At 74.0% G+C, this 14757-nt stretch carries 12 protein-coding genes and 1 pseudogene; 8 read left to right on the top strand and 5 right to left on the bottom strand.

Features of this window, described 5'->3' with window-relative positions; genetic code table 11:
• Positions 1-2: 2 nt before the first annotated feature.
• Entirely contained in the window at positions 3-1031 is a 1029-nt protein-coding gene (locus ABD358_RS03910) for an alpha/beta hydrolase (RefSeq protein WP_344629379.1), read from the bottom strand.
• Between the two features lie 128 nt (positions 1032-1159).
• On the opposite strand from ABD358_RS03910, the gene ABD358_RS03905 reads away from it, so the two are divergent.
• The 6 genes from ABD358_RS03905 (at position 1160) to ABD358_RS03880 (ending at position 8197) form a co-directional block, all read left to right on the top strand.
• Positions 1160-1984 (top strand): winged helix-turn-helix transcriptional regulator, encoded by an 825-nt coding sequence (locus tag ABD358_RS03905; RefSeq protein ID WP_344629378.1) that lies wholly within the window; start codon positions 1160-1162, stop codon positions 1982-1984.
• Positions 1985-2008: 24 nt separating this feature from the next.
• On the top strand, positions 2009-3034 hold the full coding sequence (locus ABD358_RS03900) for a LacI family DNA-binding transcriptional regulator (protein WP_344629377.1): 1026 nt from the start codon (positions 2009-2011) through the stop codon (positions 3032-3034).
• Positions 3035-3124: 90 nt separating this feature from the next.
• The gene (locus ABD358_RS03895) at positions 3125-4111 is read left to right on the top strand and encodes a S1C family serine protease (RefSeq protein WP_344629376.1); all 987 of its coding nucleotides are present in this window, start codon (positions 3125-3127) and stop codon (positions 4109-4111) included.
• Positions 4112-4127: 16 nt separating this feature from the next.
• The gene (locus tag ABD358_RS03890; RefSeq protein ID WP_344629375.1) at positions 4128-4868 is read left to right on the top strand and encodes a response regulator transcription factor; all 741 of its coding nucleotides are present in this window, start codon (positions 4128-4130) and stop codon (positions 4866-4868) included.
• Positions 4865-6283, top strand: coding sequence for a HAMP domain-containing sensor histidine kinase (locus ABD358_RS03885; RefSeq protein ID WP_344629374.1), 1419 nt, complete (start codon positions 4865-4867; stop codon positions 6281-6283). The genes ABD358_RS03890 and ABD358_RS03885 overlap by 4 nt, the downstream gene beginning before the upstream one ends.
• Positions 6284-6370: 87 nt before the next feature.
• A complete protein-coding gene (locus ABD358_RS03880) occupies positions 6371-8197 on the top strand; it encodes a serine/threonine-protein kinase (protein WP_344629373.1) in 1827 nt (608 codons plus the stop codon).
• A gap of 81 nt (positions 8198-8278) precedes the next feature.
• Here the strand turns inward: ABD358_RS03880 and ABD358_RS03875 are convergent, their stop codons facing one another.
• Positions 8279-8803, bottom strand: coding sequence for a hypothetical protein (locus tag ABD358_RS03875; RefSeq protein ID WP_344629372.1), 525 nt, complete (start codon positions 8801-8803; stop codon positions 8279-8281).
• Positions 8804-8917: 114 nt separating this feature from the next.
• On the opposite strand from ABD358_RS03875, the gene ABD358_RS03870 reads away from it, so the two are divergent.
• Entirely contained in the window at positions 8918-9763 is an 846-nt protein-coding gene (locus ABD358_RS03870; protein ID WP_344629371.1) for an arylamine N-acetyltransferase family protein, read from the top strand.
• 150 nt (positions 9764-9913) lie between these two features.
• On the opposite strand, the gene ABD358_RS03865 is transcribed toward ABD358_RS03870, so the two are convergent.
• Entirely contained in the window at positions 9914-11728 is a 1815-nt protein-coding gene (locus ABD358_RS03865; RefSeq protein ID WP_344629370.1) for a bifunctional metallophosphatase/5'-nucleotidase, read from the bottom strand.
• A gap of 136 nt (positions 11729-11864) precedes the next feature.
• On the opposite strand from ABD358_RS03865, the gene mshD reads away from it, so the two are divergent.
• Positions 11865-12791: a mycothiol synthase gene (gene mshD, locus ABD358_RS03860; RefSeq protein ID WP_344629369.1), complete on the top strand. Its 927-nt coding sequence runs from the start codon at positions 11865-11867 to the stop codon at positions 12789-12791.
• Positions 12792-13692: 901 nt separating this feature from the next.
• Here mshD and ABD358_RS03855 read toward each other — a convergent pair.
• Together ABD358_RS03855 and ABD358_RS03850 are read right to left on the bottom strand one after the other, a co-directional pair.
• Positions 13693-13899: a DUF397 domain-containing protein gene (locus ABD358_RS03855; RefSeq protein ID WP_344629368.1), complete on the bottom strand. Its 207-nt coding sequence runs from the start codon at positions 13897-13899 to the stop codon at positions 13693-13695.
• A gap of 28 nt (positions 13900-13927) precedes the next feature.
• Positions 13928-14368, bottom strand: a pseudogene (locus ABD358_RS03850) (Scr1 family TA system antitoxin-like transcriptional regulator); the annotation flags it as partial.
• Positions 14369-14757: the final 389 nt, after the last annotated feature.

Genomic DNA, 14757 nt, shown 5'->3' with positions numbered 1-14757 from the left:
TCTCAGCCGTCCGTCGTGCCGCCACCATGATGGCGTGCCGCCCGGCCGGCCCGTGCCGCCGCCCAGGAGGCGATCCGGTCCAGGAGCTCCGGGGACGCGGCGTTCTCGGCGTGTCCGAAGCCGTGCTCCAGCCACAGTTCCGCGGTCGCCGGGTCGGCCGCGTCCGCCAGCGACCGGGGGTGGTCCAGCGGGAAGTAGGCGTCCCGGTCGCCGTGCACGACCAGCAGCGGGGTCGGGGCGATCAGCGGCGCCGCCTCCACCGGGGACAGCGGCACCGGGTCCCAGTCCCGGTGGTGGACGCGGGTGCGCAGCCCGTAGCGGGAGACCAGCCGCCCGAGGGGACGCTGTATCACCCAGTGGACCCGGCGCATGGCCGCGGTGCCGCGGTAGTACCAGCGGGCCGGAGCGCTCACGGCCACGACGGCGTCGGCGTGTGCGCCCGTACGCCCCCCGTGCGCCGTCCCGCCCGCGGCGCCCGCCGGACGGACGCCTTCCGCCCGGCCGTCCGCCCCGGCCTCCGTCCGGCCGTCCGCCCCGGTTCCCGGCCGGTACAGGGCCGCGTGCCGCAGCACCACCGAGCCGCCCATCGAGAAGCCCACCGTCGCCACCGCCGAGTGCCCCAGCGAACGGGCCCAGCGCACCGCCGCCGCGAGGTCCAGCACCTCCTTGTCGCCGACCGTGGAACGCCCTCCGGAGCGGCCGTGACCGCGGAAGGAGAAGGTGACCACGCCCGCGTACCGGGAGAACGCCCGCGCCGTCCGCCGCACCGCGGGACGCTCCAGCGAGCCGGTGAACCCGTGCGCGACGACGATCGCGAGCCCGCCCGGAACCGGGCCCTCCGAGTCCGTGCCCAGGCCCTGCGCGGAGCCGTCGCGGGGCTGGTACAGGGCGTCGACGCCCACCCCGTCGTCCGTCCTCAGGAACCTCCGCAGAGGGGCCCGCGGAACCGTCCTCGCCACCGTGCGCCCGTCGCCCTCGGTGACCGCGCCGCCACGGAAAAGCTCTTCCGGCCCCTCTGCTCCGTCGTCCATGTGGGATATTCTCGACCACGAGAGGATCCGGGCAGTGCCGCCCCCGGGTCCTTTTGTGCTTTTCGGAGTGCCGTACGAAGCAGTGCCGCCACACGCCCCTCACGGGGCCGGGGAAGGAACTCGACGTCATGAGCTCGCTACTTCTGCTGACCAACGCCCTCCAGCCGTCGACCGAAGTCCTGCCCGCCCTCGGCCTGCTGCTGCACAACGTCCGGGTGGCCCCGGCCGAGGGGCCGGCGCTCGTGGACGCCCCCGGCGCCGACGTCGTCCTCGTCGACGGCCGCCGCGACCTGCCGCAGGTGCGCTCCCTGTGCCAGCTCCTGCACTCCACCGGGCCGGGCTGCCCCCTGCTCCTGATCGTCACCGAGGGCGGACTCGCGGCCGTCACCGCCGAGTGGGGCGTCGACGACGTCCTGCTGGACACCGCCGGACCGGCCGAGGTCGAGGCCCGGCTGCGCCTGGCCCTGGGACGCCGGCAGATCGCCGGCGACGACAGCCCCATGGAGATCCGCACCGGCGACCTGTCGGTGGACGAGGCCACCTACAGCGCCAAGCTCAAGGGCCGGGTCCTGGACCTGACCTTCAAGGAGTTCGAGCTGCTGAAGTACCTGGCGCAGCACCCCGGCCGGGTGTTCACCCGCGCCCAGCTCCTCCAGGAGGTGTGGGGCTACGACTACTTCGGCGGCACGCGCACGGTCGACGTCCACGTCCGGCGCCTGCGGGCGAAGCTCGGTCCCGAGCACGAGTCGCTGATCGGAACCGTCCGGAACGTCGGCTACCGCTTCGTCCTCCAGGAGAAGAAGGAGCCCACCGCGGAGGAGCGGAAGGCCAAGGAGGAGGCCAGGGCCGTCACCGACGCCGCCGAGAGAATGGCCCAGGACGCGGTATCCGGCGGCGCGGCGGGAAGGGGACGGGCGGCCTCCGCGGCCTCGACGGGACAGGGGGGAAACTGACGCACCGCGCGTAGACTGCCCGCTGTGGCGAAGGTGACGCGGGACGATGTGGCGAGACTGGCGGGTACGTCGACCGCTGTCGTCAGCTATGTGATCAACAACGGTCCGCGGCCGGTCGCACCGGCCACCCGCGAGCGCGTCCTCGCGGCGATCAAGGAGCTGGGATACCGGCCGGACCGGGTCGCCCAGGCGATGGCCTCACGGCGCACCGACCTCATAGGGCTGATCGTCCCGGACGCCCGGCAGCCGTTCTTCGCGGAGATGGCGCACGCGGTCGAACAGGCCGCCGCCGACCGCGGGAAGATGGTCCTCGTCGGCAACTCCGACTACCTCGACGAACGCGAGGTGCACTACCTGCGCGCCTTCCTCGGCATGCGCGTCTCGGGCCTGATCCTCATCAGCCAGGGCCCCAGCGAGCGCGCCGCCGCCGAGATCGAGGCGTGGGACGCCCGCGTGGTGCTGCTCCACCGGCGGCCCGAGGCGATCGACGACGTGGCCGTCGTCCTCGACGACGTCGGCGGCGCCCAGATGGTCACCCGCCACCTGCTGGAGCACGGACACGAGTACGTGGCCTGCCTGGGCGGCGTGGAGTCCACCCCCGCCTACGGCGACCCGGTCACCGACCACGTGGAGGGCTGGCGGCGCGCGATGAAGGAGGCGGGCCGCTCCACCGAGGGCCGGCTCTTCCAGGCCCCCTACAACCGCTACGACACCTACCGCGTCGCACTCGGCCTGCTCGCCGCCCCCGACCGTCCGTCCGCGCTGGTGTGCGCCACCGACGACCAGGCCATCGGCGTGCTGCGCGCCGCCCGCGAACTGGGCATCGACGTGCCCGGCGAACTGGCGGTGGCCGGCTTCGACGACGTCAAGGAGGCGGCGCTGACCGACCCGCCGCTCACCACGGTGGGCTCGGACCGCGAGGCGATGGCCCGGGCGGCGGTCGACCTGGTGCTGGACGACGGACTGCGGGCCGCGGGCTCCCGGCGCGAGCGCGTCCGCCAGTTCCCCGCGGGCCTGGTGGTGCGCCGCTCCTGCGGCTGCGGCGGCTGACACCCGCCCCGCCCGGGGCCGCCCGGACTCTTCCCCGGGTCTCAGCCGGTTCTCATGGAACTCTCATACCGGGCGCGCACAGTCGTCGGTATGAGCGACCACGAGACGAACCCCGCGTATCCGCCCCGCCCGGCGTACGACCCGGCGGGGCACGAGCCCCCGTTCGCCCCGCCCGCGCCCCCGCCCGCCCCGGCGCCCCCGGCACGCACCCGGCGCCGGGCCCGCCGCCCGGCCGGGCTGCTGACGGCCGTGGCGGTCGTGGCGGCGGCCGTCGGCGGCGGATCGGCCGCCCTGGTGGGCACGGCGTTCGACGACGCCTCCGCCTCCCCCGGCGTCTCCGTGATCCAGGGGACGAACGCCTCCTCCGAGGCCGGCGTCTCGGACGTGGTCAGGGCCGTCGGCCCCAGCGTCGTGGAGATCAGCGCCACCTCCTCCTCCGGATCCGCCACCGGCTCCGGCGTGGTGATCTCCGAGGACGGCGAGATCCTCACCAACAACCACGTCGTCTCCGGCGCCGACCGGATCGAGGTCGTCTTCGGCGACGGCAGCAGCGCCCGGGCCGAGATCACCGGCACCGAACCCGGCCTCGACATGGCGCTGATCGAGGTCGACGGCGTCGACGGACTCACTCCCGCGGAACTCGGCGACTCCGACGCGGTCGCCATCGGCGACCGGGTCGTGGCGTTCGGCTCGCCCCGCGGCCTGTCCGGCACGGTCACCAGCGGCATCGTCTCCGCCAAGGACCGCGAGGTCACCGTGGAGCGGGAGGAGGGGGAGAGCGGCGGGCCGCGCGACGACGGCTCCTGGCCGTTCGAGTTCGGCGGCGGCCGGTACAACGGCGAGGTCGGCCGGGACACCACCACCTACAAGGCCATCCAGACCGACGCCTCCCTCAACCCCGGCAACTCCGGCGGCCCGCTGGTCACCCTGGACGGCAAGGTGATCGGCATCAACTCCGCCATCTACAGCAGCGGTTCCTCCTCCGCCGAGGCGGGCAGCGCCGGCCTGGGCTTCGCGGTCCCGGTCAACGACGTGAAGGAGGTCCTCGACGACCTCCGCGCCGGCGGCGAGCGGTGATGCGACACTCGCGTCCATGACCTCCACATCCCCCGCCCCCGCGCCCGCGCGCGTGCTGATCGTCGACGACGAGCCGGCCGTACGGGAGGCCCTGCGCCGCAGCCTGGCCTTCGAGGGATACGAGACCGGGCTCGCCGCCGACGGTCTGGAGGCCCTGCGGCAGGTCGAGGCGTACCGGCCCGACCTGGTGGTCCTGGACGTGCTGATGCCGCGCATGGACGGGCTGACCGCCGCCCGGCGGCTGCGCGCGGCCGGCGCCACCGTGCCCATCCTGATGCTCACCGCGCGGGACACCGTCGGCGACCGCGTCACCGGCCTGGACGCGGGCGCCGACGACTACCTGGTCAAACCGTTCGAGCTGGACGAGCTGCTGGCCCGCGTCCGCGCCCTCCTGCGCCGCAGCTCCTACGCGCGGGAGCAGGCGGGCGCGGAGGACACCGAGGTGCTGGCCTTCGCCGACCTGCGGATGGACCTCACCACGCGCGAGGTGGTCCGCGGCACACGCCCGGTGGAGCTGACCCGCACCGAGTTCACGCTGCTGGAGATGTTCATGGCGCACCCGCGCCAGGTCCTCACCCGCGAGCAGATCCTCGAGACCGTCTGGGGCTTCGACTTCGAGCCCTCCTCCAACTCCCTGGACGTGTACGTGATGTACCTGCGCCGCAAGACCGAGGCGGGCGGCGAGCCGCGCCTGCTCCACACCGTGCGCGGAGTCGGCTACGTGCTGCGCGAGGGCCCGGGGGGCGCCGCCCGGTGAGCCGCTGGTTCAACGCCCTGCCGCTGCGGTCGCGCCTGGCCCTGCTGGTGGCGGCGGCGGTCGCGGTCGCGGTGGCGGTGTGCGCCGCGTCCGCCTGGCTCCTGACCCGCGCCCAGCTCGTCGACTCCCTCGACGACGCCCTGCGCCGCGTCCGGGTCGACCGGCTGGCCCTGGACTTCGTACGGGCCGGGGGGCAGTGCAGGGCGGTGCCGGAGGAGGAGCGGCGGTCCCAGCCCAACGTCTTCGACTCCACGGTGCAGCTCGTGGACGGCAACGGCACGAGCTGCATGCTCTTCGGCGAGCAGCCGCTGCCGGTCTCCCCGTCCGACGTGGCGGTGGCCCGCGGCGAACGCCCGGAGGCCCTCCACACCGTCACCGCGGGCGGCGCCGAGTACCGGGTGCTGACGACCCCGCTGGCGGGCACGAGCGTCGCCGTCACCGTGGCCCGTCCGCTGGGCGAGGTCGACGACTCCCTGGACACCCTCGGCCTCGTCCTCGGCCTGGTCGCCGCCGCCGGCGTGCTCGGCGCGGCCGGCGCCGGCGTCGGACTCGCCCGCGCGGGCCTGCGGCCGGTGGACCGCCTCACCGAGGCGGTGGAGCACGTCGCCCGCACCGAGGACCTGGCCGTCCGCATCCCCGTCGAGGGCGACGACGAGATCGCCCGCCTGTCGCGCTCCTTCAACGCCATGACCGCCGCCCTGGCCACCTCCCGCGACCTCCAGCAGCAGCTCATCGCCGACGCCGGACACGAACTGCGCACCCCCCTCACCTCCCTGCGCACCAACATCGACCTGCTGGTGCGCAGCGAGCGGACGGGACGCGCCCTGCCGCCGGAGGACCGCCGGGCCCTGCTGGAGTCGGTGCGGGCCCAGATCGCCGAACTGGCGGCCCTCATCGGCGACCTCCAGGAGCTCTCCCGCCCCGACGCCGGCGCCGGCGGACCCGTCGAGGTGGTCGCCCTCCACGACACCACCGAGCGGGCCGCCGAACGCGCCCGCCTGCGCGGCTCCGGCATCACCGTCACCACCGCCCTGGCCCCCTGGTACGTGCGCGCCGAACCGGCCGCCCTGGAACGGGCGGTGGTCAACCTCCTGGACAACGCCGTGAAGTTCTCCCCGCCCGGCGGGACGGTCGAGGTGGCCCTCGCCGACGGCGTCCTGCGGGTGCGCGACCACGGACCGGGCATCCCCGAGCACGAACTGCCCCACGTCTTCGACCGGTTCTGGCGCTCCCCGTCCGCCCGCAGCCTTCCCGGCTCCGGTCTGGGGCTGTCCATCGTGGCCCGGACGGTCCGCCGCTGCGGCGGCGAGGTCGCCCTCCGCCCGGCCGAGGGCGGCGGCACCGAGGCGGTCCTCCGCCTCCCGGGCGCGCCCACGCCCCCGCCGGAGCACCCCGGCCTCCCGCCCGGCCCCTGAGCGGCCGTCCGCCGACACGGATAACATCCCGTCCGGACAAGGCCGTTGAAGCCGATGGGGCCGATGGGGCCGATGGGGGAGGACGCGATGGCAGGTCCCGAGCAAGCCGCACTCCGCCCGCTGGGGCCGGACGACCCGCGGGAGATCGCGGGCTACCGGCTGACCGCGCGGATCGGCGAGGGCGGCATGGGCTCGGTCTACCTCTCCAGCACCCGCGGCAATCAGCCGGTGGCGCTGAAGGTGATCAGGCGGGAGTACGCCCGGGACCAGGAGTTCCGGCGCCGCTTCGAGCGCGAGGTGCAGGCCGCCCGGCGGGTCCGGGGCTACCACATCGTCCCGGTGCTGGACCACGACACCACCGGCGAGCAGCCCTGGCTGGCCACCGCCTACGTGCCGGGCGTCCCGCTGGACGAGGCGCTCACCCTGTACGGCCCCCTGCCGCTGCCCGCGGTGCTCCAGCTCGCCGGCTGCACGGCGCGGGCGCTCCAGGCGGTGCACACCGCCGGGGTGGTGCACCGCGACCTCAAGCCCAGCAACATCCTGCTGGGCACCGACGGCCCCTGGATCATCGACTTCGGCATCGCGCGGGCCGCCGACACCACCCAGCTCACCCGCAGCGGCGGGTTCGTGGGGACCCCGCAGTTCATGTCGCCGGAGCACGCCTCCGGCGAGACCGTCACGCCCGCCTCCGACGTCTTCTCCCTCGGTCTGGTCGCCGCCGTGGCCGCCACCGGGCGCCACCCGTACGGGGACGGGCCCGCCCTCACCGTCGCCGCCCGGATCGCCAACACCGCCCAGCGTCCGCCGGACCTCTCCGGCCACCCCGACGGGCTGCGGTCGCTGCTGGAGCGCTGTCTGGCGGCGGCCCCGGAGGACAGGCCGGCGCCCGGCGAACTGGCCGAGCTGTGCGAGGCGGCGTCCGGGCGCGCGGCCCGGGACTTCGACGGCTGGCTGCCCGCCCCCCTCACCGAGGCGATCGGCGGCCGGGCGCGGGCCGTCCAGGTCCCGGCCCCGCCGCCCGAGCCGTCCCGGCAGCCCGCGTCCCCGCCCGTGCAGTCGCCGTACGCCTACACGCCCACCCAGACGCCCGGCGGCGCGTACGGCGGCCCCGCCGCGTACACGCCCACCGCGTACACGCCCACCGCGTACGCGTCCGCTCCGAGCGGCCCTTACGGTGCCCCGACGGCCACCGCGCAGGCTTCCCCTACCGCACCCGCCGGGCCCACCGCGCCGCCGTACGCGCCGGGGCCGCCGTACGGAGTGAACGGGCTTCCGCCCCGGCGCGACCGCTCCGGGCTGTGGGCCGCGGGCGCCGCCCTGGCCGTGGTCGCCGCGCTCGCAGGCCTCTGGACGGTCGTCGCCGACGGGAACGGGGACGCCGACGGCAGGGCCGCCCCCGGACCGTCGGCCTCCCGGACGGCGGACGCCGCCCGGGGGAGCGGGGGGAAGACGTCCGGGTCCCCGGACGGGGAAGCGGGGAAGCCCCGTTTCGAGCCCGTCTTCGAGAAACGCCGGATCACCACCGTCACGCCCTTCTCCTCCCTGGACGCCACCGACGTGGACATGGACGAGGGGACGGTGGACCCGGAGGGCGACCTCGAGCCGAGCGAGACGGAGCTGGACATCCGCGAGGGCCACGTCTCCTTCCTGAAGGCGGTGGGGAAGAGCAGGGGCAGGACCCCCGAGGAGTGCGAGGCCGCCGCCGTGACCGACCCGATCCCCAAGTGGGTCGAGGGAGGGGACATCAACAGCGGCAAGGTGCTGGACGAGGGCGACCTGGTCTGCACGAGGACGAGCGAGGGCAACCTGGCGATGCTGGAGATCGTCGAACTGAAGCCGGTCGGACCGGACTTCGACCCGGAGCTCACCGTGCCCGCCGTCGTCGGGGACCTGACGGTCTGGAAGACCGGCTGATCCGTCCGGCACCCCGCCGATCCCGCCGACGCCTCCGCCGGCGTTCCCCCCGGCATTCCCCGCCGACGCCCCCCGCCGGGATCAGCAGTAGTCCTCGGCGACGGTGGTCCTGAGCGTGTAGCGCGGGTCGAAGGAGTCGCCGGGCGCCCCGCCGTACTCGTACGGGTCGGGTTCGGCGTCCTCCTCGGAGATGAAGGGGGACCACTCGACGCGCAGGCAGAACACGGCGGTCGTGTCGGTGGCGGTGACCTCGTAGCGGCCGGCTTCCTCCACGTACTCGACGCGGGGACCGGGGGCGGCGTTCACGCCGCCGGCCTCGTGGACGGCCTCCTCGATCCTGTCCGCCACCCACTCGGAGGGTTCGAGGCGGGAGGGGAAGGGGTGCGGCTCCTCCGCCAGGACGCCCGTGGCCTCGTGGACGGCGTCGCGCAGTTCGTCCTCGGTCCACGAGGAGCTGTCGGACACGTGGAAGAAGAAGAGGACCACGAGGGCCAGGGAGAGCACGATGAACGTCATGCCCACCGGGCTGTCCGGGTTGTAGACGTAGCGGTTCGTCCCCCACTCGCTGCGGACGAAGACGGGCTCGTGGTCGTCGTCGTGGCGCATGCGCCCACCCTAGGAGGTCGGTGAAGACGTCACCGGGTCCGCTGCCGACGTGCCTGCCCGGAAGGGGAGTTCACGGGGACGGAGGTCATCGCTCCGGGCTTAGGGTGGAACGCCATGACACCGGAAGACCTCCGCCGCCACCTGGACAGGCTGGGCGTGTCCGACCCCGGACTCCCTTCCGCCGACGGGCTGTTCGCACTGCAGCGTGCCCACCTTGAACGCGTGCCCTACGAGAACATCGGCATCCAGCTCGGCCGCCCGCCGGGCATCGACCCGCTGCTCTCCGTCCGCCGGTTCGCCGCCGGGCAGGGCGGCTACTGCTTCCACCTCAACGGCGGCTTCGCCGCGCTGCTCCGGGCGCTGGGCTACGACGTCACACTCCACCTCGGAGGCGTCCACCAGTCCCCGGAGGGACGAGGCGCGAGCGGCGACCACCTGGCCCTGACGGTGCGCGTCGGCGGCGAGGAGTACTTCGTCGACGTCGGGCTCGGCGACGGCCCGTACGACCCGCTGCCGCTGCGCGCCGGGACCTACCGGCAGGGGCCCTTCACCTACCGGCTGGAGCCCTCCGCCGACGAACCCGGCGGCTGGGTCTTCCACCACGACCCCGCCAGTTCTTTCACGCACATGGTGTTCCGCGGGGAACCGGCCCGCATGGACGACTTCGCCGACGAACACCGGCGCCTGTCGACCGCGCCCGACTCCCCGTTCCTGAAGGTCCTCACCCTGCTGCGCCGCGACGCGAAGGGCGTGGACCTCCTGCGCGGCCGGGTCCTCGCCCGGATCGACGCCGCGGGCACCGCCGAGCGCACGCTGGACGACATGGACGAGTGGTTCGCCGTCGTCACCGACCTCTTCGGCCGCGATCCGAGCGACCTGGACGCCGACGACCGCACCGCCCTGTGGGACCGCGTCACCCGCGCCCACGAGGCGTGGTCGGCCTCACGCGGGGAGCCGTGACCCGGCTCCGTGCCGGGCCGGGAGGAAGCGGAGGAGAGCGTCACCGAGAAAGCGCGCCGCCGACCGGCTTCCCGGTCGGCGGCGCTGTGGGGGGAGTTCCGCGGGCCGCTGAGGACGGCCCGCGGAGGGAGAGTCATCCGGTGGTGCGGCTCACCGGACGACCTTGATCCGGTCCGCCGCCGGCGCGTCGAGCGGGTCGGAGGCGGAGGAGTTGGCGGTCAGGTACTCCTGGAGGGCCGCCAGGTCGTCGCTGCCCACCAGCGGGTCGGTGCCCTTCGCGAAGGTGCCGAAGCCGTCGCCGCCGCCCGCCAGGAAGGAGTTCGCCGCGACGCGGTAGGAGGCCGACGGGTCGATCGGCTCGCCGTTCAGCCGCACCGAGTCGGTGACGATCCGGTCCGCGCCGGACTTGGTGAGGTCCAGCGTGTAGGTGAGGCCGGACGAGACCTGGAGGAACTTCGGGGACGCCTCGTTGGCGCCGCTGACCTGCTCACGCAGCACCGACAGGAGCTGCGCGCCGGTGAGGGTGGTGAGGTTGACGGTGTTGGAGAACGGCTGGACGGTGAAGCCCTCGGCGTACGTCACCACGCCGTCGCCCTCGCCGCCGGAGGCCGTGTACACCAGGTCCGCGCGGATGCCGCCGGGGTTCATCAGGGCCAGGTCCGTCTCCGGGTCCAGCGTCTTGGCGTGGGCGAGCTGCGCGTCGGCGATCAGGTCGCCCAGCGGGGACTCGACGGCGGTCCGGTCGGCGGGGATGTCCTCGGATATCCAGCCGATGGGCCGGTTGGCGACGGGCTCGGCCAGCGCCTTCCAGTAGTCGACCAGGCCGGTGAGGTCGGCGGCCTTCTCCCGGTTGCGGTGGACGACGTGGTTGGTGCCCTCGACGGAGGTCCGCACGATGTCCCGGGTGCGGTGGTCGTACTCCATGTTCAGCTCGGTGAACAGGCGGCCGAAGGAGGCGGCGGAGGTGACCAGGCGGTCGTCGCCCCTGGGGTCCGGGATGGAGCAGACGTACGGCTGGTGGGTGTGGCCGGTGATCAGCGCGTCCACGCCCGCGTTCGTCCTCCGGGCGATGTCGACGATCGGGCCGGAGAGCTTCGCGCCGTCCTCGCCGCAGTCGGCGTTGTAGGCGGCGGAGGCCGGGGTGCCGCCCTCGTGGACCAGCGCGATGACGGCGTTGACGCCCTTGCGCCGGAGCTCCTTGGTGTACTTGTCGATGGTCTCGGCCTCGTCGAGGAACTTCAGACCCTTGACGCCCTCGGCCGAGACGATGTCCGGCGTCCCCTCCAGGGTGACGCCGATGAAGCCGACCTTGACGCCCTTCATCTTCTTGACGGTGTAGGGCGCCATCAGCGGCCTGCCGGTCTTCTCGTCGACGACGTTGGCCGCGAGGATCGGGAAGTCGGCGCCCTCGAAGACGCGGCCCTCGTCGTAGCAGCCGTCCTCCGGGTGGCAGCCGCCCTTCTGGAGGCGCTTCAGCTCGGCCGCGCCCTCGTCGAACTCGTGGTTGCCGACGCCCACGACGTCCATGTCCAGGGCGTTCATCGCCTCGATGGTGGGCTCGTCGTGGAAGAGGCCCGACAGCAGCGGGCTGGCGCCGACGATGTCGCCGGGCGCGACGGTCACCGAGCGGGGGTGGCCCTTCCGGGCCTCGCGCAGGGCGGTGGCCAGGTACTCGACGCCGCCCGCGTCGATCTGCTCGGTGGTGCCGTTCGGGTGCTGGTGGGTCACACGGCCGGAGGAGCCGGTGGGGGGTTCCAGGTTGCCGTGGAAGTCGTTGATGGCCAGCACCTGGAGGTCGACGGTGCGGCCGTGGTGCTTGCCGTGGCCACCGTGCGCGCCGGGGGCCTTCTCCGGCGTGGCCTGCGCGGCGGGCATGGCGGCGGCGAGCGCGCCGACGGTCACCAGACCGGCGGCAGCGGCGGTGAGTCTGCGGGAGAGAGCGGGCCGCCTGGGTGGAGTGGACACTGTCTGTCCCCTTCTGTTCCCTTGTCAGGGCCGTGGGTCGGCCTATGTGGGCGAGGGGCAGCCTAGGTCAACGCGCGTAGCGTGTCATGGTGACGGAGGTAACCGACATGTTTCGATGCTGCGTAGGCTTCTCCCCATGAGCGACGTGGTGGTTGTGGACGAGGTGTCGGCCGAGGTCGTCCGGCGCGCTCAGGAGCTGATCGACGAGGCGGCCCGAGTGGACGGGCAGCCCGCCGTGTCCGAGCAGGGCCGCCTCCAGCTGCGCGGCGGACGCCGGGAGGGCGTGCGCCACCTGCTGGTGTGGGAGAGGGGCGAGCTCGTCGGGTACGGCCAACTGGAGGACACCGACCCGATCGAGGCGCCCGCCGGGGAGTTCGTCATCCACCCCGCTCACCGGCGCCAGGGGTACGGCCGTGCGCTCGGCCGCGCCCTGCTGGACGCCTCGGGCAGGCGGCTGCGGGTGTGGGCGCACGGCGGGCATCCGGCCGCCCGGCACCTGGCCCGGCTCCTGGGCCTCACGCTCTTCCGCGAACTGCGGCAGATGCGGCGCCCGCTGACCGGCCTGGAGCTGCCCGAGCCGGAGCTGCCGCCGGGGATCCGGCTGCGGACCTTCGTCCCCGGGCAGGACGACGACGCCTGGCTGGCCGCCAACGCCGCCGCCTTCGCCCACCACCCCGAACAGGGCGGGATGACCCAGCGCGACCTGGACGACCGCAAGGCCGAGCCGTGGTTCGACCCCAAGGGCTTCTTCCTCGCCGTGCGCGGCGGCGAGGAAGGCGGGGACGGCGGGGACGGCGAGGAGATCGTCGGCTTCCACTGGACCAAGGTCCACAGCGCCGACCAGCTCGGCGAGGTCTACGTCGTCGGCGTCACCCCCGAGGCCCAGGGACTCGGTCTGGGGAAGGCGCTGACGGTGGTGGGCCTGCGCTACCTCGCCCGCGACCGCGGCCTGCCGACCGGGATGCTCTACGTGGACGCCGACAACAAGGCGGCCGTGGCGCTCTACGACCGGCTGGGCTTCCGGATCCACGAGGTGGACCTGATGTACCGCACGGAGAGCTGAGGCGGGACCGGCCCGCCTGCCGGCCGCCCACCGGTCCTTCCACCTGCCCGCTCACCCGCTCTGCCGCCGGACGGAGGCCGGCCGTCCGCCGCGCCCGCCCGTGCCGGCTCCGCGAGCGAGGCGGGGCCGGAACGGGCGACGCGCTCACCGGGCCGTCCGCCGCGCAGCAGCCGCGACAGGCAGCCGTCGAGCAGGGCGGTGCGGTCCAGGCGCCCCTCGGCGGCGAGAGCGGCCAGGGCGGCGGGCCAGGAGACGGCGCCCCCCCGCCAGCAGCCCGCCGACACCGTCCACGTCGAACAGGCGCGGGACGAGCGCGTCCAGGAACGGATCGCCGCGCAGCCGGTCGGCGAGGGGACGGGACCGCATGTCGCGCGCCGAGGGGCGCGGCCCTGGTGCGCCGTCCACGACGGTGGGCCAGACCTGCCTCCGGTGGGGCCACGTCCGTTCCCCGGCCCAGCCGCTCGGTCAGGAGGTAGGGGTGGCCCTGGGCACTGCCGGACCGGGGGCGGTCGGCGAGACGCCGGGCGACGTCCCCCGGCCACGGCGCCGGACGGCCGGCCAGGACATCCAGGAGCAGGACGGTGTCAGAGGGCTGGAGCGTGTCCAGGTCGTCGTGCGCGAGCCACTGGGCGACGGCCGCCGCGCCCGTGCGGCAGCCGGCGCCCGCGATCACCAGGGCCTGCTTGCGGGGCCGGGTCTCCACGCCCCATTCGCGGAGCAGCCGGGCACGCCACGCCTTCAGGTGGGGCACGCAGGAGCGCCGCTGCGCGTCGGAGAGCGCGGCGAGGAGTTCGGGCAGCCGCTTCCGGTCGTCGGCGGCGACCGCGAGCAGCACCGCGTACGCGTCCGGATCGAGCGTGCGCCCGGCCTCCGAACGGGCGTGGGGCTCCGGGTGCCGGCGTCAGCGGTCTGCGGCGTACGCCAGGAAACCGGCCCAGGCGTTGGGGGCGATGGCGAGGTGCGGCCCCTGTATGCGCTTGGAGTCGCGAACGTGGACGGTTGCGGGGGTGGCCGCGACCTCGACGCATGCGGGGCCGTCGTCGGCGCTGTGGCTGCTCTTGATCCACGTCAGCGTGGAAGCGTCTTCGGCCGAGGATGTGAACGTCACGTCGTCCCCCCAGCACTTTCTCGATGAAGGCCAAGGGCTCACGCGGGGTGAGTGCTTGGGCGCGGATCATTCCATAGCGCATCTCAAGGGTCTGCACTTCTCTGGGATCGGAGACGAAGCGGTTGGTGAGCCGGACCTCGTTCTGGGCAACCGCCGTGCCGTCCTTGAGTCTGCGCACTCGCGGCGAGCCTCCGAGCCCGGCGCGCTCCCCGGTGCCGGTGGGCATCACCTGGATTGCGACACGGGGCAACCTGCCGATCTTCAGCAGGTGTTCGAGCCGGCGACGCAGTACGCGTCTGCCTCCGATCGGACGCCGGAGCGTCACCTCTTCCTGGACGAGGGCCGGCGGGGGGAAGGGCCGCTCGAAGACCCCCAGCCTGGCCGGGTCGCGGACCTTCTTGGAGTGGCGGGCCTCCGCCACGGCGTCCCACTCGGGCTTCCGGGACGTGCCGTCCACGCCGTCCGTCATGTAATCCGTGCGTGCCGGACGCTCCACGCCGTCGCCGTCCGCGCTCATGCGCCCCCACCTCCTTCGTGTCCGTGTCCAACGGCTGCCGCCTCCGGCCCGTCGCCCCGTACAGGCCGTACAGAACAGGGCCGCGCCCATACAGCCGTTCGCTGCCCGGGTACCGCCTCCCATGACACTAGGCGAGGAAATGTGACTCTGTGTAGCCGTATTTCGAAAATCACTCGAACTGGAAATTCCACATCTTCCGGGCCCCCGGCGTGCCCGTTCGCCGGGGCGAATCCCTGGAAGCCTGTGCACCCAGGTGAAGCGCGGGGCTCGCCTGGCGGCCATGTCCGCTTAACCGGCGATTCAAACTCGCTTGCGAGCATCGCGGAATGCAGCCCGTCGTG

Source organism: Streptomyces glaucosporus, from assembly GCF_039533345.1.
Classification (GTDB): domain Bacteria; phylum Actinomycetota; class Actinomycetes; order Streptomycetales; family Streptomycetaceae; genus Streptomyces; species Streptomyces glaucosporus.
The sequence above is the reverse complement of the archived record's forward strand: the minus strand, read 5'-3'. Positions and strand labels throughout refer to the sequence as shown.